The following is a 20,258-nucleotide window of genomic DNA, read 5'->3' on the forward strand; positions in this document are numbered from 1 at the left end:
CCGCCCGGTCCGGGGGCAGGCGATGACGTTCCCGCGCGCAACGCCCGAGGGGGCTGGTGGGATGCCGGGGCGCGTGGCACGGCCGCGCCTTCCCCTCCGCTGCATGGAACGAATCGCGCCTGATGGCCCCGACCGACCGACGCCTGCCGCCCGCCCCCGTGCCGGGCAATCCCGTGGCGGGGGCGGCCATGCTGGTTTCCGCCGCGGTCGTGGTCGCGGCCCTTTACTTCGGGCGGGACGTGCTGGTTCCCCTCGTGCTGGCCGTGCTGCTCGCCTTCGTGCTGGCGCCCGTCGCACGGGGGCTGCAACGCCTTGGGCTGGGCAAGGGACTGTCGGTGATGGCCGCCGTGCTCGCCGCTTTCCTGGTTCTGGGCGCCATGGGAACGGCGCTGGGCACCCAGGCCGCCGACCTCGCCGACGACATTCCGCGCCTGGCCGCCGCACTGCGCGAGAAGCTCGGTGCGCTGCAAGGGCTGGAAAACCTGCTGCGCCGGGGGCAGGACCTGCTGGGCGGCGCCGCCGCCCCCGGGGATGCGGGCGCCACGCCCGTCCCCGTGACCCCCGTCCGGCGGTCCGATGCCGCCCTGCTGGGGGTGATGGGCAACGTGCTGGGCCCGCTGCTGCGTCCGCTGGCCACCGCGGGGCTCGTGATCATCTTCAGCATCCTGGTTCTGCTCTACCGCGAGGACCTGCGCGACCGCGCCATCCGCCTGGCGGGCGCCCGCGACCTGCACCGCACCATGACCGCCATGAACGACGCCGCCGCCCGCCTGTCGCGCCTGTTCCTGGCGCAGGTGGGGCTGAACGCGGGCTACGCCGTGGTGATCGCCGGCGTGCTGGCCGCCATCGGCCTGCCCAGCCCTCTGCTCTGGGGCATCCTGGCCGGGCTGATGCGCTTCGTGCCGTTCATCGGCACGCCCATCGCCATTGCGCCGCCCCTGCTGCTGGCGGCCGCGACCGAACCCGGCTGGTCACTGGCGATCTCGGTGCTGGCCATCTTCCTGGTCTGCGGGCTGGTGATGGGGCAGGTGCTGGAACCACTGCTGTTCGGCCGGCGGACAGGGCTCTCGCCGCTCTCGGTGGTGCTTTCCGCCAGCTTCTGGGCCTTTCTCTGGGGCCCGATTGGGCTGCTGATCGCAACACCCCTCACCGTCGGGCTGGTGGTGCTGGGCCGCCACGTGCCGCGCTTCGAGTTCTTCGACGTGATGCTGGGCGACCGCCCACCCCTGCAACCCGAGGAAAGCTTCTACCAGCGCGCCCTGGAGGGCGACGCCGACGGGCTGGTGGATCAGGCGCGCGAATTCCTGGCCGAGGACGGCAACTCCCTGACCGCCTATGGCGACGGCGTGGCGCTGCAGGGGCTGGTCCTGGCCCAGACCGACTGGTCGCGGGAAGCGCTGGAACCGGAGCGGCTGGACGTGATCCGCGCCCAGGTGGGCACGCTGCTGGACGACCTGTCGGACCTCGGCATCGCCCGCGCCTCCACCCTGCCGATGGACTGGCAGGCGGAAGGCGCGGTGCTCTGCATCGCAGGACGCGGCCCCTTCGACCCTCTGGCTGCCCGGCTGGCGGCGCTCGTGCTGCACCGCGCCGGACTGGGCGCGCGGGCGGAAACCAGTGCCGTCCTGGAGAACGCGAACCTCGCCCGGCTGGACCCGGAGGTGGTGCGCCTGTGCTGCCTGTCCGTGCTGGAGGAAGGAAACAGCGTGGCGGGCCTTCGCTACTTCCTGCGCCGCATCGCCCGGCAGCTGCCGCAGGCGAAGGTGATCGTCGGCCTGTGGGACGCTCCCTCGGACAGCCCGATGCTGGCCGCGCTGCGCGAGGAAGGCCCGGCCGACGCCATCGTCACGTCACTCGGCGAGGCGGCGGCGCTGGGAGAGGCCATGGCGGCCCGCGCCGCCGCCTGACGCCGCGGCTTCAGCCCTTGAGGCTCTCCGGAACCTTGCCGCCGTTCTCGGCCAGCTTCTGCATCACCTGCTTCTGCAGCCAGATGTTCATGGTGGCGGAATCATCGGTGCTGCCGGTGTAGCCCAGCTCGCCCGCCAGTTCCTTGCGGTTGGCCAGGCTGCTGTCGAGATCCAGCAGCTTCATCAGGTCGACGATAGAGGTCTGCCAGTTCAGCTTCTGTGGGTTCTTGGACGCCATCTCCGTCAGCACGGCCTCGACATCCACGCCCTGCCCGGACGCGCCGGCGGTGGTGCCGGGCGTGGGCGTGCCGGCATTGGCGTCGACGCTGGACCCCCCTGCCACGCTGCCGATCCCGCCGGCATCCGGTGTGGCCGCCGCGGCGGGATGGCCGAAGATCTTGGATTTGATTCGGTCGAAAAGGCTCATCGGAAACTCCCTTGGGGCCGTAACGGCCGCGGGAGTGAACGGCGGGGCGGGGAAAGGGTTGTGCCCTTCCCTCACCCCTGCCCTTCCAGGTCCCGCCCCGCCCGGTCCCGGAAGCGGCCGGAATGGAGGGGATAGGCTGTGGTGTATTTCAGCCGCTCCATGGCGAAGCGGGAGGTGACGTTGCGCATGGGCACGGCGGCGATCAGGCGCTTGTAGAACGCGTCGAACTCCGCCATCCCCGTGACCGCCACGCGCAGCATGTAGTCCACCTCGCCGGCCATGCGGTGCGCCTCCATCACCTCCGGCATGGCCGAGATCGCCTGCGAGAAGGTGCTGAGCCAGTCGGGCGTGTGGTCCCCGGCCTCGATCGCCACGTAGACGACCAGGTCCACGCCGATCTTCTCCGGGTCCACCAGCGCCACGCGCCGGGTGATGACCCCGCCCGCCTCCAGCTTCTGCACGCGCTTCCAGCAGGGGGTAGCCGACAGCCCCACCTTGTCCGCGAGCTGCGCCACGGACAGCGTCGCGTCCTCCTGCAGGAAGCCGACGATCTTGCGGTCGATCTCGTCCATCAAGAAACCCCGGGCGGCATCGTCCGCCGCCCGGGCAGGCCCGTCAGCCCTGCTTGATCCACTCGGGCTCGTCCACGATGTCGAGGTCGGGGAGGTTGATGACCACCTCCTCCGTGCCGCTGCGGACCAGGGCGCAGTGCAGCACTTCCGTGGACGACGAGTTGATCTCCTGGTGCGGCACATAGGGCGGCACCAGGAAGAAGTCGCCCGCCTTCGCCTCGGTGATGAACTCCAGCCGGTCGCCCCAGCGCATGTGGGCGGTGCCGGAGATGACGTAGATCACGCTCTCCAGGTGGCCGTGGTGGTGCGGGCCCGTCTGGGAGTTCGGCTCGATCCGGTTGGTGCCGGCCCAGAGCGCGGTGGAGCCGGTGCGGCTGCCGGAGATGGCGACCTCGCGGTTCATCCCCTTGGTCTCGGGCGTGTCGCAGCTCCTGGCCTTGGCGGGGATGTGGCGGATGCCCTTGTTGCGCCAGTCGTAGCCCTGGGGGGGCTTGGCGATGCTGCCGTCAGGCATGGTGCTTTGTCCTTGTCATGGTTTCCCCGGGGCAGGGAGGGTTGCGGCCGGGTGCCGCCGGCGTCAAGCGCCGCGAAGCCCGGCCGCCACGGCCTCGTTGAAGGAGGCGTCCAACAGGTCGCGCGCCTCGATCCGGGTGCGGACCAGCCGGGCGCGGGTGTAGAGGTCGATGTTCTTCTGCTCGTCCACCGCCACGCCGTCGTCGATCGGCACGACGCGGGTGCCCGCGCGCTCGAACCAGCGCTGCGCGACCGGCGCCGGGACGTTCATCAGCCCCGACCAGGTCTGGGCATAGCCCGGGGCGTTCGCGTTGGCCCATTGCCGGGCGGCCGCCAGGCGCCGCACGAACTCCGACAGCTCCGGGCGCCGGGCCGCGATGGCATCCGTGCGCGCCGCCTGGAAGCCGAGGCCGGGGGTGATCCCCTGCCCGTCCGCGACGATCCGCGCCCCGGAAAGAAGCTCCTCCTGCGAGACATAGGGCTCCCAGGTGGCCCAGGCCTCCACCGCGCCGGAGGAATAGGCGGCCTTGGCGTCGGCGGGCAGCAGGAAGACGAAGCGCACGGCATCCAGCGGCAGGCCCGCGGCCTCCAGCGCCGCCAGCACCACCTGGTGCCCGATCGAGCCGCGCCCGGTCGCGACGCGCTTGCCCTTCAGATCCGCCAGGTTCTGCGCCGCGCTGTCCTTCGGCACGAGGATGGCCAGGCCCCCACGGTTCTCCCGGGTGGCGGCGATGGCCTTGATCGGCACGCCCGCGGCGGCGCCGAAGGTGAAGGGCGCGTCGCCCACCAGCCCCGTGTCGATCGCGCCGGCGTTCAGCGCCTCCACCAGGGGGGCCGCGGCGGGGAACTCGCTCCAGGCGATGCGCTCGCCGAAGCCCGCGAGCTGGCCCGACGCCTCCAGCACCGCCCGCGCGTTGCCGCGCTGGTCGCCGACCCGGAGCGGCGCCTGCGCGCGGAGGATGCGGGGAGCGGCGAGAACGCCGGCGCCCGCGAGAAGAAGACGGCGGCCGATCATTCCGCGGCCACCTGCACGCGGCGCGCGAGGCGCTCCGCCACCAGCCGGCGCGTCGCCGGCAGCAGGGAGCGGCCATACTCCACCGCGTCCTCCAGCGGATCGAAGCCGCGGATGAGGAAGGTGGTCACGCCGAGGTCGTAGTATTCCAGGAAGGCCTCCGCCACCTGCTCGGGCGTGCCCACCAGGGCCGTGGTGTTGCCCCGCGCGCCGGTTTCCCGCGCGATGGCCGTGTAAAGCCGGCCTTCGGGCCGGTCGCCCAGGGCCGCGGCCTGCAGCAGGCGCTGCGAGCCCGCGTTCTGCGGCCCGTAGCTGTTCGGCCCGAGGGCGGACTGCCCACGCACCTCGCGGATGCGTCCGAGGATGCCCTCCGCCTTGGCCCAGGCCGCCTCCTCCGTTTCCGCCAGGATGGGGCGGAAGGAGAGCGAGAAGCGCACCTGGTCCTGGCGCCCGTGCTTCGCCGCCTCGGCGCGCACGCGGCTCACGATCTCGCGGACCTGCGCGTGCGTCTCGCCCCAGAGCGCGTAGACATCGGCCTGCTTGCCGGCCACGCGCAGCGCGGCCTCGGAGGCGCCGCCGAAGTAAACGGGGATGCGCGGCTGCTGCACCGTGCGCACAGCGGGCGAGGCGCCCTTGATCCGGTAATAGGCACCCTCGTGGTCCACGGGCGCCTTGCCCTCCCAGACCGACTTCAGGATCGAGACGTACTCGTCCGTGCGGGCATAGCGCTCGTCCTTGGAAAGCCAGTCGCCGTCCCGCGCCTGGTCGGCGTCGTCGCCGCCGGAGATCACGTGGATCGCGGCGCGCCCGTTGGTGAGCTGGTCCAGCGTGGCATAGGCGCGCGCAGCGTTCGTTGGGGCGACGAAGCCCGGCCGGTGCGCGACGAGGAAGCCCACCTTCTTGGTGTGCGCCCCGGCATGGGCGGCGAGCTGCAGGCCGTCCGGCCCGTCGGAGAACCAGCCGATGAGGATGCGGTCGAAGCCGCCCTCGTCATGCGCCTGGGCGGAGGCGACGAGATAGCCGGGATCGATGGAAGGCCCGCTCGCCGGATGGATCTCCGACTGCTGGCGCGGCTGGACCATGCCGATGAATTCGACGCCATCGGCAGGAAGCGTGTTGAGGCTCATATTCGTGTTCCTCTGTCAGATCGAGAGCGCGGCGCGCCCGGCCGCGAGAAGCGCGGCGTCGGACTGCGGCGTGTGGATTCGGGCGCAGAGCACGTCGCGAAGGTGGCGCTCCAGCGGATTGGCGCGCGACAGGCCGTGGTTGCCGCACAGCGCGACGGCCTCCTGCACGGCCGCGATGGCGTTGTCGGCCGCGACCGTCTTCATTAGGCCGTAGCCGGTGGCCGTGGCCGGCTCGCGCGCGGCATCGGCCACCAGCCTCTCATTGGTCAGGATCAGCGCCTCGATGCGCCCCACCGCCTCCTGCACGCGCGGCAGGGTGGCGAGCGGCGCGCCCAGGTTGGCGGGCACGCGGTTGCGCAAAAAGCCGAGCAGCCAGCCCCGGGCCGCGCGCGCGACGCCCGTGTAGAGGGCTGCGATCAACAGCGTGTTCCAGGCCAACGCATCGGCGTCGGGCCGCCCCCAGGCCTCGGGCGCGCGAAGCTCCAGCGCGTGGTCCGCGGGGAGCGCCACGTCCTCGAACAGCACGTCGTGGCTGCCGGAGGCGCGCAGCCCCGCCTGGTCCCAGGTCTCGACGATCCGCACGCCCGGCGAACGCATGGGCACCAGGAACAGGCCGGTGCGCGGCGCCGCCTCGTCCGTGCGCGCCCAGGCCAGGCCCCAGTCCAGCGCCGGCGCCCCGGTGGAGTAGATCTTGCGGCCATCGAGGCGCCAGCCGCCCTCCACCCGGCGCGCGACCGTGGCCGGCAGGCCGCCGCGCGCGGGGGTGCCGAGCTCGGACTCCACGCGCAGCGCGTTGATCACCTCGCCCCGCTCCGCCGCGCCCCGGCCGAGACGCGCGCGGATGACGGGGGAAACGGCCGGGTTGCGCGCGATCCCGCGCTGCTGGATGAGCTGCATGGCCAGCACGAGCGCGGTGGCCGGGCAGCCCTCCGCCACGGTGCCGACGACCTCGGCGGCGCGGGGCAGGCCGATGTCATCGCCCCCGAACTCCACCGGCACCGTCAGGCCAAAAAGACCGGCCTCGCGCAGCGCCGCGATGTTCTCGTGCGGGAAGCTGGCCTCGCGGTCATGCGCCGCCGCGCCCTCGGCGAAGCGGCGCGCGAGGTCGCGCAGCGCGTCGGCGCGGCGGGGAAGGATCGTGCCATCCATCACGCGGAGCGCCCCAGCCGCGCGAAGCCGCGGTCCCAGAGGGGCGCCACATCCACGCGGCGGGGGATCACCCCGATGCGCGCGAACTCGTCCGCCACCGCCTGGTGGGATGCCACGGCGGCGTCATCGGCGGGCGCCAGGCTGCGCGCCTGCGAGACGTTGTCGAGTAGGGCGCGGATGGTCGGCTCCGGCACGTTCAGCACAGCCGCCTGGGCCGCCGCGTACTCGGCCGGCCGTTCCTGGATGAAGGGCATGGCGCGGCGGATGCGGTCCAGCAGGTCGCGCGCCGCCTCGGCCCGGGCGGGTTCGTCGGCCAGGCCGGCGCGGATGAAGTAGGGATAGTTGCCGGACAGGATGCCCTGCGCCGTTCGCAGCACGCGGGCGCCGCCCTGGCGGGCGACGGGCACGGAATAGCCGTAGATCGCCCAGGCATCGAGCGCGCCCGAGCGGAAGGCGGCCTGCCCGTCGGATGGCGTGAGGTTCACCAGTTGCACGTCGGAGAGCGAGAGCCCGGCCTCCGCCAGCATGCGGGACAGGTAGTAATGCGTGGTGGTCGCGCGCACGAAGCCGACGCGCTTGCCCTTGAGCCCCGCGATGTCGCGGATGGCCGAGCCCTGCGGCACCAGCACCACCTGCTCGTTCACGTCCCCGCGGATCACGGCCACGAGCTTGACCCGCGCGCCCGAGACGGCCGCGAAGGTGGGCGGGATCTCGCTGCCATAGGCGAGGTCCAGCGCCCCGGCATTGGCGGCTTCCAGCATCAGGTTGCCCGAGCCGAACTCCGACCACTCCACGCGGTAGGGCGTATCGGCCAGACCGGCGAGGCGCAGCAGCAGCGCGTCCCCTGCCTTGTACTGCGCCACGCGCAGCGTGACCGGCACTTGGGCGCGGGCGATCGCGGGCACGGCCAGCGCGCCGAGGATGGCGGCGCGGCGGGTGGTGCCGCCCATCACGCGGCTTCCCGGATCACGTCCGCCTCGACGCCCAGCTCGCCGAGCAGGCGGCGGCGGAGCGCGACGAAGCCGGCATCGCCGTGGCTGCGCGGCCGGGGGATCTCCACAGGGATGTCCGCCGCGATGCGCCCGGCATCCAGCACCAGCACGCGGTCCGCCAGCAGCACCGCCTCGTCCACGTCATGGGTCACGATCAGCGTGGTCGGCCGATGGGCGCGCCACAGCTCCAGCACCAGCGCGTGCATGCGGATGCGGGTCAGGGCGTCGAGCGCGGCGAAGGGCTCGTCCAGCAGCAGCAGCCGCGGCTCGCGCACCAGGGCGCGGGCCAGCGCGGCGCGCTGCGCCTCGCCGCCGGAAAGGGTCGCGGGCCAGGCCTCGTGGTGGCGGGACAGGCCCACCTCCCCCAGGGCACGCTCGGCCCGCGCCTTGGCATCGGCGCCCGGCAGGCCAAGGGCGACATTGGCCCAGATGCGCTTCCAGGGCAGCAGGCGCGGCTCCTGGAACACGGCGGCCACGCGGTCCGGAAGGTCGATCCCCGCATCGCCCGGCGCGGGATCGAGGCCGGCCAGGGTCCGCAGCAGCGTCGTCTTGCCCGAGCCCGAGCGGCCCAGCAGGGCGGTGAAGGAGCCCGGCTCCAGCTCCAGGTTCAGGTTGTGCAGCACCGTGTTGCTGCCGAAGCGGCGCGTGAGGCCGCGCACGGAAACCTTGCGCTTTTCGGACATCGTGCTCAGCCCTTGATCAGGTTGGGGCGCCAGGCGAGCGCCCGCCGCTCGAAGCCGCGCACCAACGCATCGGCGCCCAGGCCCAGCAGGGCGTAAACCAGCAGCCCGACCACGATCACGTCGGTGCGCAGGAAGTCGCGCGCATCGTTGATCAGGAAGCCGATGCCCGCGGTGGCGTTGATCTGCTCGGCGATCACCAGGCTCAGCAGCGCGCTGCCGAGGGCATAACGCAGGCCAACCAGGCCCGAAGGCAGCGCACCCGGCAGCACGACATGGCGGATCAGCCCCGCGCGATTCAGCCCGAACACCCGCCCCGCCTCCATCAGCTTGGGATCGGTGCCACGGATGCCCGCGAACAGCGTGAGATAAACGGGGAAGGCGCTGCCCAGGGAGACCAGCGCGATCTTGGGCGTCTCGCCGATGCCGAACCACAGGATGAACAGCGGCACCAGCGCCAGGAACGGCAGGGTGCGCAGCATCTGCATGGGCGCATCCACGATCTCCTCACCACGGCGGGACAGGCCCGCGATCAGCGCCAGCGCGACGCCGGAGGACACGCCGATGGACAACCCCGCCGCGACCCGCCCGAGGGAGACCAGCAGGTGGTGCGGCAGCTCGCCGGAAAGGATCAGCTCCCACGCCGTGGCCACGATGGTGGTTGGCGCGGCCAGGGTGCGCGGCGCGATCAGCCCGGCCACCGAAGCGCCCTGCCACAGCAGCAGGATCACGACCGAAGAGGCGAAGCGCTTGGTGCGCGACAGGTTGAGAGCCAGGCCGGCTGGGCGGCGCGCGGCGGGAGCCGGGAGCGCGGGCACGGCGGCCCTGCGCCCGCCGATGGCGTGCGTGTCGGACATGGGGAAGCTCCGGCTGTTCGTGTTGCCGCGGGCAGCGGCGGCGTGGGATCGCGGCGGCTCAGCCGCGACAGGACGCCTGGAAACGGCCGGTTGGCGCGGCGCGGGGGGGCGTGTCGTTCATGCCGTCAAAGCTATGAACGCAGCGCGCCGCACGAAAGAGCGCGGTTTCCCAAAGATCGGGGCGGACGTGGTGGCGCCGTCCTGCCATGCCCCCCTGTTGGGGGAATACCATTCCCCCGGGGCACCGGAGCGCCCTATTCGGCGTCGCCCTGCCGCTCCGGCGCCGCCTCGATGAAGGCCGGATGCGCCTCGCAGGCCCGGACGGCGGCGTTGATGCGCGAGAGGGCGCCCAGGTCGCAGCCGAAGCGCCGGGCGTTCCCCACCTGGGGCATCAGGCAGATATCGGCCAGTGTCGGCGCGGGCCCGAAGCAGAAAGGCCCCTCGCCGCCCGCCAGCAGAAGCTCGCAGGCTTCCAGCCCCTCCTGGATCACGCTCCGCGCCCAGCCCGTCACTTCCTCCTCCGGCACCTGCATGCCGCGCAGCCGGGCCAGGACCTTGAGGTTCTGCACGGGGTGGATGTCGCAGGCGATGGCCAGGGCGAAGGCCCGGATTCGCGCGCGATCCAGCGGGGAACCCGGCAGCAGGGGCGGCTCCGGCCGGGTTTCCTCCAGCCACTCACAAATGGCGACCGACTGGGTCAGCACCGCGCCGTCATCCGTCTCCAGCGAAGGCAGCAGCCCCTGCGGGTTCAGGCACAGGTAATCCGGCGCCCGCTGCTCGCCGCGACGCAGGTGACGAAAGGCGTGCTCCGCCGGAAGGCCCTTCAGGTTCAGCGCGATCCGGACGCGCCAGGCGGCGGAAGAACGGAAATACCCGTGCAACTTCATTCGGCGGTCCCGTTCAGTCGAGCGTGATGTTGAGGTCGCGGATCAGCGGCAGCCAGGTGGCGCGCTCGCGCTCCAGCAGCGCCTCGAACTCGGCGGGGCCGCCGGTCAGGGTTTCCAGCCCGATCTGCTGCATCCGCGCCCTGACGGCCGGATCGCGCATGGTGGCCGCCAGCTCCCGCGTGAGCTGATCCACCAGTGCATCCGGCGTGGCCTTGGGCACCACCATGCCCTGCCAGGCATAGGCCTCGAAGCCGCGCAGGCCCATGGAGGCCTGCACGGTCGGCACCGCCGGGAGATCGTCCAGCGGCGCCGCCGAGAGCACCGCCAACGCCTTCACCCGCCCCGTGCGCAGGTATTCGGCGCCCGAGGGATAGTCGAGCACCATCATCGGGATGGTGCCCGCGAGCAGGTCGTTCAGTGCCGGCGCCGCGCCGCGATAGGGCACGTGGTTGAGCTTGATCCCCGCCTCGCGCGACATGCGCTCCATCGCCAGGTGGTGCGGCGAGCCGATGCCGGGCGTCGCGCAGTCGATCGACCCGGGCGCGGCCTTGGCGCGGGTGAGCAGTTCCTGCGCCGTGCCCGCAGGCGCCTTCTCCCCCACGGCAAGGAAGAGCGGGAAGCGCGCCATCAGCCCCACCGGGCGGAAATCGCGCACGGGATCATAGGGCAGGCGCTTGAACAGCGCGGTGTTGAAGACCAGCGTGCCGTTGTCCGCGGTGAAGACGGTGTAACCATCCGGCGAGGACTTCGCGACGGCCTCCGCGCCGATGTTGGTGGCCGCCCCCGGGCGGTTCTCAATCACCACCGGCTGCCCGAGGCGCTGCGAGAGCGAGGCGCCCACCAGCCGCGCCAGCGTGTCCGTGCCGCCGCCCGCCGCATAGGCGACGATCCAGCGCAGCGAGCGGTCGGGATAGGCGGCGAGCGCCGGCGCCAGCGGCAGGGCGGCGAGGCCGGCGCCCAGCAGGGCGCGCCGGCGGAGGGTGAAGCGGCTCATGGATGGTTCCTTCCTGGTGCCGACTCTGTGGGCCAGCTTGGCGTCGATGCTTCAGTTGGCCGGCAGAACGGCCGCACGGCAATCCCCGAAGCCGATGGAGGCGAAGCCCGCCCGGCTGGCATGGGCGCGCAGGATGATCTCGTCCCCGTCCTCCAGGAAGCGCCGGCTCTCGCCCGAGGGCAGAGACACCGGTTCCTTCCCGCCGCGGCTGCTTTCCAGCAGGCTGCCGAAGCCTCCCGGATCGGGCGCGGAAATGGTGCCGGAACCCAGCAGGTCGCCGGGGTTCAGGTCGCAGCCGTTGGAGGCGTGGTGCGCCACCATCTGCGCCACCGTCCAATACATGTGCCGGGTGTTGGAAAGCGCGATCCGGTGCGGGGCCATGCCCTTCTCCCGCATCGCCGCCGTCAGGATCAGCACCTCCAGCCCGACATCGAAGGCGCCGCGTGCCTGGTCCTGCGGGTCCAGAAGATAGGGCAGCGGCGCCGGGTCACCCGGCGGGCGCGGGGGCTGGGGAATGCGGAAGGGCTCCAGCGCCTCGGGCGTGACCACCCAGGGGGAAACGGTGGAGCCGAAGTTCTTCGCCAGGAACGGCCCCAGCGGCTGGTACTCCCAGGCCTGGATGTCGCGCGCGGACCAATCGTTCAGCAGGCCATAGCCGGCCACATGGGCCTCGGCCTCCCCCACCGGAACGGTGTCGCCCAGCACCGTACCCGGGCCGATCCAGACCCCCATCTCCAGCTCGTAGTCCAGGCGCTCGCAGGGCGCGAAGCGCGGGGCATCGGCATCCGGCGCCTTCAGCTGCCCCTTCGGGCGGCGCACCGGCGTGCCCGAGACGCGCACGGAGGATGCGCGCCCGTGATAGCCGATCGGCACGTGCTTGTAGTTCGGCAGCAACGGGTTGTCGGGGCGGAAGACCTTGCCGATATTCGTCGCGTGGTGAATGCCCACATAGAAGTCGGTGTAGTCGCCGATCCGCGCGGGCAGGTGCAGCGCGCAATCCGCCATGGCCTGCAGGTGCGGCTCCAGCTCCGCCCGCTGGGGACTGCCCGCCGTCAGCAGCAGCGAGAGACGCGCCCGCAGCGCCTTCCTCGGCTCGGCACCCAGCGCGAAGATCGCGTTCAGCGAGCCGCCCGCGGCCGCCTCCCGCATGTCCTCGTCCACGGGTGCCGCGGAGATGTCCAGCACGAAGTCCCCGATCGCGACCCCGGCGCGGGCCGGGCCGCCGCCGGGCGGGGTGAAGATGCCCAGCGGCAGGTTCTGGATGGGGAACTCGGGATGGCCGTTGGCGGATTCCACCCAGCTCCGCAGGGCCGGGTCGTGCGTGGCGTCGGTCATGCTCATCGTTGGTCCGGGCGCTGGTTCGGGTTGAAGTGCTTGCGCAGGGCTGCGCCATAGGAACCGTAGTCGCGCTGGAACTGCGGCGCCTCGGCGGCGAAGCGCGTCACGCGCTGCGGCAGCCGCGTTTCCAGCATGAAGGCAAGCGTGCCCTCCAGCTTGTGCGGCTTTAGCTCGGCGGCGCTCGCGGCCTCGAAGGCGGCCATGTCCGGCCCGTGCGGCAGCATGCAGTTGTGCAGCGAGAAGCCGCCCGGCACGAAGCCACCGCCGGTCTTGGCGTCGTACACGCCCTCGATCAGGCCCATGAACTCGCTCATGACGTTCATGTGGTACCAGGGCGGGCGGAAGGTGTTCTCGGCCACCAGCCAGCGGTCGGGGAAGATGACGAAGTCGATGTTGGCCGTGCCCGGCGTCTCGCTCGGCGAGCTCATCACCGTGAAGATCGAGGGGTCCGCGTGGTCGAACAGCACGGGCCCGATCGGCGAGTAGCGGCGCAGGTCGTATTTGTAGGGCGCGTAGTTGCCGTGCCACGCCACCACGTCGAGCGGGGACTGCCCGATCTCCGTCCGCCAGAGCGAACCGCCCCACTTCACCGTCAGGGTGGAGGGCACCTCGCGGTCCTCGTAGGCGGCGACGGGGGTCAGGAAGTCGCGCTGGTTCGCCATGCAGTTGGCGCCGATCGGCCCGCGCTCGGGCAGGGTGAAGGCGCCGCCGTAGTTCTCGCAAAGATAGCCGCGCGCGGGTCCGCCCCGCAGCTCCACCCGCAGCTTCACGCCGCGCGGGATCACCGCGATCTCGCCGGGTGCGATGTCGATCACCCCGAACTCGGTCGCCAGCCGCAGCGCGCCCTGCTGCGGCAGGAACAGCATCTCGGCGTCGGCGTTGTAGAAATACTCGTCCTGCATGGAGCGGGTGACGAGATAGACATGCGCGGCCATGCCGGCCTGCGCGCCCGCGTCGCCCGCCGTGGTGATGGTGCGGATGCCCTCCAGGAAGGAGATCTTCCCGTCCGGCAGGGGAAGCGGATCCCAGCGCATGGGGGCCGGGGCAAGCTCAACCTCGGCACAGGGAGCGGTGCGCCACAGCCCGGCATCCACCTTCTCGAGGCTGCCCCAGTGGGACACCGTCGGCCGGATGCGGTACAGCCAGGAGCGCTCGTTCGTCGCGCGCGGCGCGGTGAAGGGCGATCCCGAGAGCTGCTCGGCGTAGAGCCCGTAGGCGCAGCGCTGCGGGGAGTTGCGCCCGATGGGCAGCGCGCCCGGCAGGGCTTCCGTCTCGAAGCCGTTGCCGAAGCCGGGCATGTAGCCGGTTTCGTTGCGCGTGAGAGGCTGCGGTTGAAAGGGGGCGTTCATGGCGAAATCCCTTTACTTGCGATCCAGCTCGGCGGACTTCATCTCGGTCCCGTGCTCCAGCGCCTTCCACATCTCGACGTCGCGCTCGGCGGTCCAGATGCGCGGGTAGTCCAGGCCGCGGGCCTCATCATAGGCGCGGGACACGTCAAAGGGCATGCAGTGGTCGAAGATCACCCAGTGCCCATATTTGGGGCGCATGACAGACATCGCCTCGTCATAGACCTGCTTCAGCGAGTGCCCGGCGGCCGCGCCCTTTCTCGCGATCCCGAAGAGATCGGCGGTGAAGTCGGCGGTGCCGCTCAGCCCCTCCTCGATCTGCGCCGGCGTGGTCAGCGAATTGCCGCGCCCGGGAACCAGGGCCACCGGCTTCAGCGCGCGGATGGCGTCCAGCGTGCCCGGCCAGTCCGCGAAATGGGCGTCGCCGCAATAGGGCGTCGCGCCGTATTCCACGCAGTCGCCGGAAAACAGGACGCGCTCCCTGGGCAACCAGACGATCGTGTCGCCGGCAGTGTGCGAGCGCCCGATCTGGATGATCTGCACCTCCCGCTTGCCCATCCACAGCGTCATCTTCTGATGGAAGGTCACGTCCGGCCAGGTCAGGCCGGGAATGCTCTCCTTGCCCCGGAACAGGCGCGGGAAGCGGCCGATCTCGCTGTCCATATCCTGCTGACCGCGCTCCACGATCAGGTCGCGCGTGACGTCCGAGGCGATGACCTCGGCCCCCTCGTAGCCGGAGGCGCCGAGCACGCGCACGGCGTGGTAGTGCGACAGCACCACATGCGTCACCGGCTTGTCCGTCACGGTGCGGATGCGCGCGATCACATCGGCCGCCATGCGCGGCGTCGCCTGGGCATCCACCACCAGCACGCCCTCGTCCCCGATCACCACGCCCGAATTCGGGTCGCCCTCCGCGGTGTAGCCGTAAAGACCCGGGCCAAGCTCGTCGAAGGAGATGGTCTTCTCGGCGAGGTCGGTGGTGCTGGCGAAGCCGGACATGGGCGGTCTTTCCTTCAGGCGCGGGCGGCGATGATGGCGTCGTGCCCGGCGGGCTCGATCCCCTGCCGCGCGCGCGCCATGGCCTGGCGCAGCACGGCAAGGTCGCCGATGTGGTTGGACAGGAGCAGGATCAGCCGTGCATCCACCTGCCGGCCCTGCTCCGGGGAAAGGTCCTGGTGCATGCGCAGCAAGGCCTCGTAGAAGTCGTCGGGGGAGGCGATGTTGGGCTCGGTGTTCAGCATCAGGTCCTCCCCGTCGCGCGATCCAGCGCGGCGCGCACCGCATCGGGATCGAGGCGCCGCCAGCGGGCGCACACATGCTGGTCCGGACGGATCAGGTAGGTGGTGCCGGGGCGCGCGTCGTAGCGGGCGGCCGCCAGCCCCTCCGCGTCCTCGGCGGGGGAGATATTGACCACGCGCAGCGGCGGCACGCTGTGCGGTGCGGCCGGCGCGGCCTCCCCGAAATGCAGCAGCGCGAAGCCGCCGCCCAGGCGCCGGAGCAGCCAGCCGCCATCGGCCAGCGGCGCGTCGATCGCCGGGGCGCCCGGAACCATCGCCCCGCCGAAGGCCTCCGCATCGGGTGTGTTGAGCGGCGAATCACGATAGGTGCTGGGCAGCGAAAGCCGCCCGCTGTTCACCAGCTTCCGGGCGAAGGCGCAGTCCCGGGCCAGGTCCAGGGCCGCGTCGCGAAAGGCGCGGCTGGCCTCGTTCTTGGGCGTGATGAAGTCGGTGGAGCGCGTGGAGTTCAGGATGTTCTCGTCCGCCGCCAGCACGCGCTCGGCATCGTAGCTGTCCAGCAGCGCCTCGGGCGCCTCGCCGCGCAGCACCAGCGCCAGCTTCCAGGCGATGTTCTCCGCGTCCTGCACGCCGCTGTTGGCGCCACGGGCCCCGAAGGGCGAGACGCCGTGGGCGGCGTCGCCGGCGAAGATCACCCGCCCGTGCCGGAAGCGCTCCATCCGCAGGCAGGAGAAGGTGTAGACGCTCACCCACTCCAGCTCGAAATCGGCGTCCTTCCCCAGCAGCGCCCGCACGCGCGGGATCACCCGTCCGGGCTCGCGCTCGGCCACCGGATCGGCATCCCAGCCGAGCTGGAAGTCGATGCGCCAGACCCCGTCCGGCTGGCTGTGCAGCAGGACGGACTGGTTGGGGTGGAAGGGCGGGTCGAACCAGAACCAGCGCTCGGCCGGAAAGTCGGCCTTCATGCGGACATCGGCGATCAGGAAGCGGTCGCGGAAGGTGCGGCCCTTGCTCTCCAGGCCCAGGGCGCGACGGATCGGGGAGCGGGCACCATCGGCGGCCACGAGGTAGTCGGCGACGATCCGGTACTCGCCCTCGGGCGTTTCCACCGACAGCGCCACGCCGTCCACCGAAGGCTCCACGGCCGAGACCTTGTTGCCCCAGCGGATCTCGATGCCCGGCAGCGCCCGCGCCCGGTCCAGCAGGAAGCCCTCAACATAATACTGCTGGAGGTTGATGAAGGCCGGCCGGCCGTGCCCGCCCTCGGGCAGAAGGTCGAAGCTGTAAACGGGGTCCTCGCGGTGGAACACCCGCCCGCGGCTCCAGGTCACGCCCTTCTCCACCATGGCCTCGCCGCAGCCCAGCCGGTCGAAGATCTCCAGCGTGCGCTTGGCGAAGCAGATGGCGCGCGAGCCGTTGGAGAGCCCGCTGTCGTCGTCCAGCAGGAGCACCGTCTGCCCGGACCCTTCGAGGCGCTGGGCGAGGTCGATGGCGGTGGCCAGCCCCACCGGGCCCGCGCCCACCACCACGACCGGGTGCCGCACCGCCTGAGCCGCCGACTGGTCGGGCGAGCGCCGGTACTCGAAGCGGAGGCTGCGGTAATCGACATGCATGGCCCGGCCCCTCGCTCCCCTCGCGCGTGCCTCGATGGGCCGCGATCTTGCGAGGCTGGATATCATCTCATCTGAGATGATACAAGAAATCCCTCATGCCCGATCCCCCGCCCGCCCCGCTGCGCCTTGCCGAGTTCCTGCCCTATCGCCTCTCGGTGGCGGTGGAGACGGTGAGCCGCGCCTTCGCCGGCCGCTACGAGGCCGAGTTCGGGCTCTCGATCCCGGAATGGCGGGTCATGGCCGTGCTGGGCGAGGGAGAGCCGCTTTCCACCCAGGCCGTGATCGTGCGCACGGAAATGGACCGGGTGAAGGTCAGCCGCGCCGTGATCCGCCTGGTGTCCAAGGAACTGGTGGCCCGCACCGCGGCGCCGGGGGACCAGCGCGCCCAGATCCTGCGCCTCGCGCCCCGGGGCACGGCGCTCTATCGCCGCATCGTCCCGCGCGCCCATGCGCTGCAGGCGGAACTGGCCGAGGTGCTCACGGCCGAGGAGCAGCGGGCCCTGGACCGGATCCTTCACAAGCTGCACCGCCGCGCCGCGGGGCTGATGGGGCGCGAGGAGCCCGCATCAGGTCCAGGCGCGTAGCAGGTCCTCGGTCCGCACGGTCTCCACCTGCTGGCCGTAGCGCTCCCTGTACAGGGTCAGCAGCGCGTCATGCGTCCGGTCCGTGGAGGAGCACACGGCGTCGGTGGGCACCACCACCCGCAGGCCCCGGTCCACCGCCCCCAGCACCGCGCCGAGGACGCAGACATCGGTCTCCGCCCCCGTGACGATCAGGGTGTCCGTGCCCCATTCCTCCAGGATCGCGTCCAGCTCTGGCTGCATCCAGGGGGAATACACGGCCTTGTCCACCACCCGTGCGGGCGGCGCGAGGCGCGCCAGGGATGGCAGCAGCTCCACCGCCTCGGGCGGCAGGGCCTCCAGCGTGACACCCTGCCAGCGCTCGTAGTAGCGCCGCCAGGTTCCCGCCCCTTCCCCAGGATGCGCGGCGGGGATGAAGCGCGTGAACACCGTGCGCTCCGGATGGGCGGCCGCGATGCGCTCCACCACAGGCAGGGTCCGGATCATCCAGGGGGCGTGCCAATCCGTCCGCTCCGCGAAAAGCCGCTGCATGTCCACGCAGAGATGGGCGCAGCGGTCCGAAAGCGGCCCAAAGCGCAGCCCGTTCTCCTCGTTCATGCCGATCCCCTCCTCGTTTCTTCCCATAGAACGGTGGGGACGACCAGAGGATGCGGTGCCAAGGAGACCACGCCGCCGTGATCACGTCCCCGTAGGGGCGTACAAGGGGATGAACCATGAGGCTCCCGCCCCGTTGCGCCTGCTCAATACCCCGCGGATCGCCGCCGCCCCACCGGCAAGCCGGCCGGGCGCGGTGTCCCATGCATGAACGGAGCAGCCCTTGTCCGAGGTCAACAGGTCCCGCATCAAGGAGGGCACGCCCAATGCCCTTGGCGCCAGCTGGGACGGCAAGGGCACCAACTTCGCCCTGTTCTCGGCCAATGCGAAAAAGGTGGAGGTCTGCCTCTTCGACAGCACGGGCGGCAAGGAGATCGAGCGCGTCGAGCTGCCCGAGTACACGAACCAGATCTTCCACGGCTACCTGCCGGACGTGCCGCCCGGCACCTTCTACGGCTACCGCGTCCACGGCCCCTACGAGCCCGAGGCGGGCCACCGCTTCAACCCGAACAAGCTCCTCCTCGATCCCTATGCCCGCGCCCATGCCGGCGAGCTGACCTGGGATCCCTCCGTCTTCGGCTACAAGATGGAAACCGGCGACGACCTGACCTTCGACGAGCGCGACAGCGCCGCCTTCATGCCGAAATGCGTGGTGGTTGACCCCAACTTCGACTGGCAGGGCGAGCCCGGCCGGCAATCGGTGCCCTGGGACCACACCATCACCTACGAAACCCACGTGAAGGGCTTCACCCGCCTGCACCCGAAGGTCCGCCAGGACCTGCGCGGCACCTATGCCGGCCTCGGCCAGAAGCCGGTGGTGGACTACATCAAGTCCCTCGGCGTCACCTCGGTGGAGCTGCTGCCGATCCACACCTTCATCAACGACGACTTCCTGCTGAACCGCGACCTGGTGAACTACTGGGGCTACAACACCATCGGCTTCTTCGCGCCCGACCCGCGCTACGCCTCGGACGTGCCGAACTCGCTCCGCGAGTTCAAGGAGATGGTCGCCCGCTTCCACGACGCCGGCCTCGAGGTGATCCTCGATGTCGTCTACAACCACACCGCCGAGGGCAACGAGAAGGGCGCGACGCTCTCCTTCAAGGGCATCGACAACGCCAGCTACTACCGCCTGCTGCCGGACCAGAAGCGCTACTACATCAACGACACCGGCACCGGAAACACGGTCAACCTCTCCCATCCCCGCGTCATCCAGATGGTGGCCGACAGCCTCCGCTACTGGGTGCAGGAGATGCACATCGACGGCTTCCGCTTCGACCTCGGCACCATCCTGGCGCGCGAGCCGCACGGCTTCGACGAGCAGAGCGGCTTCCTCAAGGTCTGCGGACAGGATCCCGTGCTGCAACAGGTGAAGCTGATCGCCGAGCCCTGGGACTGCGGCCCGGGCGGCTACCAGGTCGGCGGCTTCCCTGCCGGCTGGGCGGAGTGGAACGACACCTTCCGCGACACCGTGCGCGACTTCTGGCGCGGCGAGGCCCCGGCCACCGCCCTCGCCCCCCGCCTCTCCGCCTCCGGCGACAAGTTCAACCACAGCGGGCGCCGCGCCTGGGCCTCCGTGAACTTCATCACCGCCCATGACGGCTTCACGCTGAACGACACCGTCACCTACAACGAGAAGCACAACGAGGCGAACGGCGAGGACAACAAGGACGGCCATTCCGACAACCGCTCCTGGAACTGCGGCGTCGAGGGCGAGACGGAAGACGAGGCCATCAACGAGCTGCGCGCCCGCCAGATCCGCAACATGCTCGCCACCCTCATCCTTTCCCAGGGCACGCCCATGATCCTCGCGGGCGACGAGTTCGGCCGCACGCAGGAGGGCAACAACAACGCCTACTGCCAGGACAGCGAGATCAGCTGGCTCAACTGGGACATCCAGGAGAAGGGCCAGTCCCTGATCCGCTTCACCCAGAAGCTGACGGGCCTGCGGCACAAGTACCCCATCCTGCGCCGGACCCGGTTCCTGACCGGCGAGTACAACGAGGAACTGGGCGTCAAGGACGTCACCTGGATCAACGCCAACGGCTCGGAGATGCAGGCGGCGGACTGGGAGGACGCGAACATGAAGTGCTTCGGCATGCTCATGGACGGCCGGGCCCAGGTCACCGGCATTCGCAAGCGCGGCCAGGACGCGACGCTGCTGATGGTCATCAACGGCTATCACGACGCGGTCGAGTTCACCCTTCCGGAAACCCCCGGCGGAAAGGGGTGGACGCTGCTGGTGGACAGCAACATGCCCGACGACGACGAGCAGGCCTCCTTCGAGGTGGGCGGCGTCTACCAGGCCACCGGCCGCTCGGTGCTGGTGTTCCTGCGCGAGCCGGAGGAAGCGACCCCGGCGGCCTGAAGGACGGCGTGCCGCGGCGGGCTCCAACCGCCGCGGCACGCCTCCCAGCCTCAGGCCGAGGCTGGC

General features: G+C 71.1%; 20 protein-coding genes. 3 read left to right on the forward strand and 17 right to left on the reverse strand.

Features of this window, described 5'->3' with window-relative positions; all coding sequences use genetic code 11:
* Window positions 1-122: 122 nt before the first annotated feature.
* Window positions 123-1,907, forward strand: a complete 1,785-nt coding sequence (locus ACFFIC_RS11435) for an AI-2E family transporter (RefSeq protein ID WP_377050336.1) — start codon at window positions 123-125, stop codon at window positions 1,905-1,907.
* A 10-nt stretch (window positions 1,908-1,917) separates the two neighbouring features.
* Here the strand turns inward: ACFFIC_RS11435 and ACFFIC_RS11440 are convergent, their stop codons facing one another.
* The 16 genes from ACFFIC_RS11440 to ACFFIC_RS11515 form a co-directional block, all read right to left on the reverse strand.
* Window positions 1,918-2,334 carry a DUF3597 domain-containing protein gene (locus tag ACFFIC_RS11440; protein WP_377050338.1) on the reverse strand — a complete coding sequence of 139 codons (417 nt, stop codon included), beginning with the start codon at window positions 2,332-2,334 and terminating at the stop codon, window positions 1,918-1,920.
* A gap of 71 nt (window positions 2,335-2,405) precedes the next feature.
* Window positions 2,406-2,906 carry an Lrp/AsnC family transcriptional regulator gene (locus ACFFIC_RS11445; protein WP_377050340.1) on the reverse strand — a complete coding sequence of 167 codons (501 nt, stop codon included), beginning with the start codon at window positions 2,904-2,906 and terminating at the stop codon, window positions 2,406-2,408.
* Window positions 2,907-2,949: 43 nt separating this feature from the next.
* A complete protein-coding gene (locus tag ACFFIC_RS11450; protein ID WP_377050342.1) occupies window positions 2,950-3,420 on the reverse strand; it encodes a cupin domain-containing protein in 471 nt (156 codons plus the stop codon).
* 63 nt (window positions 3,421-3,483) lie between these two features.
* Entirely contained in the window at window positions 3,484-4,434 is a 951-nt protein-coding gene (locus tag ACFFIC_RS11455; RefSeq protein ID WP_377050344.1) for an ABC transporter substrate-binding protein, read from the reverse strand.
* Entirely contained in the window at window positions 4,431-5,558 is a 1,128-nt protein-coding gene (locus ACFFIC_RS11460; protein WP_377050346.1) for an LLM class flavin-dependent oxidoreductase, read from the reverse strand. Before ACFFIC_RS11460 ends, ACFFIC_RS11455 begins: the two co-directional genes overlap by 4 nt.
* A gap of 15 nt (window positions 5,559-5,573) precedes the next feature.
* Window positions 5,574-6,707, reverse strand: a complete 1,134-nt coding sequence (locus tag ACFFIC_RS11465; RefSeq protein WP_377050348.1) for an acyl-CoA dehydrogenase family protein — start codon at window positions 6,705-6,707, stop codon at window positions 5,574-5,576.
* On the reverse strand, window positions 6,707-7,657 hold the full coding sequence (locus tag ACFFIC_RS11470; protein ID WP_377050350.1) for an ABC transporter substrate-binding protein: 951 nt from the start codon (window positions 7,655-7,657) through the stop codon (window positions 6,707-6,709). Before ACFFIC_RS11470 ends, ACFFIC_RS11465 begins: the two co-directional genes overlap by 1 nt.
* Window positions 7,657-8,382: an ABC transporter ATP-binding protein gene (locus ACFFIC_RS11475; RefSeq protein ID WP_377050352.1), complete on the reverse strand. Its 726-nt coding sequence runs from the start codon at window positions 8,380-8,382 to the stop codon at window positions 7,657-7,659. The genes ACFFIC_RS11470 and ACFFIC_RS11475 overlap by 1 nt, the downstream gene beginning before the upstream one ends.
* A gap of 5 nt (window positions 8,383-8,387) precedes the next feature.
* Entirely contained in the window at window positions 8,388-9,236 is an 849-nt protein-coding gene (locus ACFFIC_RS11480) for an ABC transporter permease (protein ID WP_377050354.1), read from the reverse strand.
* 254 nt (window positions 9,237-9,490) lie between these two features.
* Window positions 9,491-10,123, reverse strand: coding sequence for a maleylacetoacetate isomerase (maiA, locus tag ACFFIC_RS11485; RefSeq protein ID WP_377050356.1), 633 nt, complete (start codon window positions 10,121-10,123; stop codon window positions 9,491-9,493).
* Window positions 10,124-10,136: 13 nt separating this feature from the next.
* Window positions 10,137-11,117, reverse strand: coding sequence for a Bug family tripartite tricarboxylate transporter substrate binding protein (locus ACFFIC_RS11490; protein WP_377050358.1), 981 nt, complete (start codon window positions 11,115-11,117; stop codon window positions 10,137-10,139).
* A 51-nt stretch (window positions 11,118-11,168) separates the two neighbouring features.
* Entirely contained in the window at window positions 11,169-12,452 is a 1,284-nt protein-coding gene (gene fahA / locus ACFFIC_RS11495) for a fumarylacetoacetase (protein WP_377050360.1), read from the reverse strand.
* A gap of 2 nt (window positions 12,453-12,454) precedes the next feature.
* The gene (hmgA, locus tag ACFFIC_RS11500; RefSeq protein WP_377050362.1) at window positions 12,455-13,804 is read right to left on the reverse strand and encodes a homogentisate 1,2-dioxygenase; all 1,350 of its coding nucleotides are present in this window, start codon (window positions 13,802-13,804) and stop codon (window positions 12,455-12,457) included.
* Window positions 13,805-13,816: 12 nt separating this feature from the next.
* On the reverse strand, window positions 13,817-14,800 hold the full coding sequence (locus ACFFIC_RS11505; RefSeq protein ID WP_377050364.1) for an MBL fold metallo-hydrolase: 984 nt from the start codon (window positions 14,798-14,800) through the stop codon (window positions 13,817-13,819).
* Window positions 14,801-14,814: 14 nt separating this feature from the next.
* A complete protein-coding gene (locus ACFFIC_RS11510) occupies window positions 14,815-15,042 on the reverse strand; it encodes a DUF2783 domain-containing protein (RefSeq protein ID WP_377050366.1) in 228 nt (75 codons plus the stop codon).
* A complete protein-coding gene (locus ACFFIC_RS11515; RefSeq protein ID WP_377050368.1) occupies window positions 15,042-16,649 on the reverse strand; it encodes an FAD-dependent oxidoreductase in 1,608 nt (535 codons plus the stop codon). The genes ACFFIC_RS11510 and ACFFIC_RS11515 overlap by 1 nt, the downstream gene beginning before the upstream one ends.
* A 95-nt stretch (window positions 16,650-16,744) precedes the next feature.
* Here ACFFIC_RS11515 and ACFFIC_RS11520 point away from each other — a divergent pair, with 95 nt between their 5' ends.
* Window positions 16,745-17,233: a MarR family winged helix-turn-helix transcriptional regulator gene (locus tag ACFFIC_RS11520; protein ID WP_377050370.1), complete on the forward strand. Its 489-nt coding sequence runs from the start codon at window positions 16,745-16,747 to the stop codon at window positions 17,231-17,233.
* Here the strand turns inward: ACFFIC_RS11520 and ACFFIC_RS11525 are convergent.
* The gene (locus ACFFIC_RS11525; RefSeq protein WP_377050372.1) at window positions 17,216-17,827 is read right to left on the reverse strand and encodes a cysteine hydrolase family protein; all 612 of its coding nucleotides are present in this window, start codon (window positions 17,825-17,827) and stop codon (window positions 17,216-17,218) included. The genes ACFFIC_RS11520 and ACFFIC_RS11525 overlap by 18 nt on opposite strands.
* A gap of 220 nt (window positions 17,828-18,047) precedes the next feature.
* Between ACFFIC_RS11525 and glgX the strand changes: the two genes are divergently transcribed.
* On the forward strand, window positions 18,048-20,192 hold the full coding sequence (gene glgX, locus ACFFIC_RS11530; protein ID WP_377050374.1) for a glycogen debranching protein GlgX: 2,145 nt from the start codon (window positions 18,048-18,050) through the stop codon (window positions 20,190-20,192).
* Window positions 20,193-20,258: the final 66 nt, after the last annotated feature.

This window comes from Muricoccus vinaceus (assembly GCF_042433125.1).
Lineage (GTDB): Bacteria > Pseudomonadota > Alphaproteobacteria > Acetobacterales > Acetobacteraceae > Roseomonas > Roseomonas vinacea.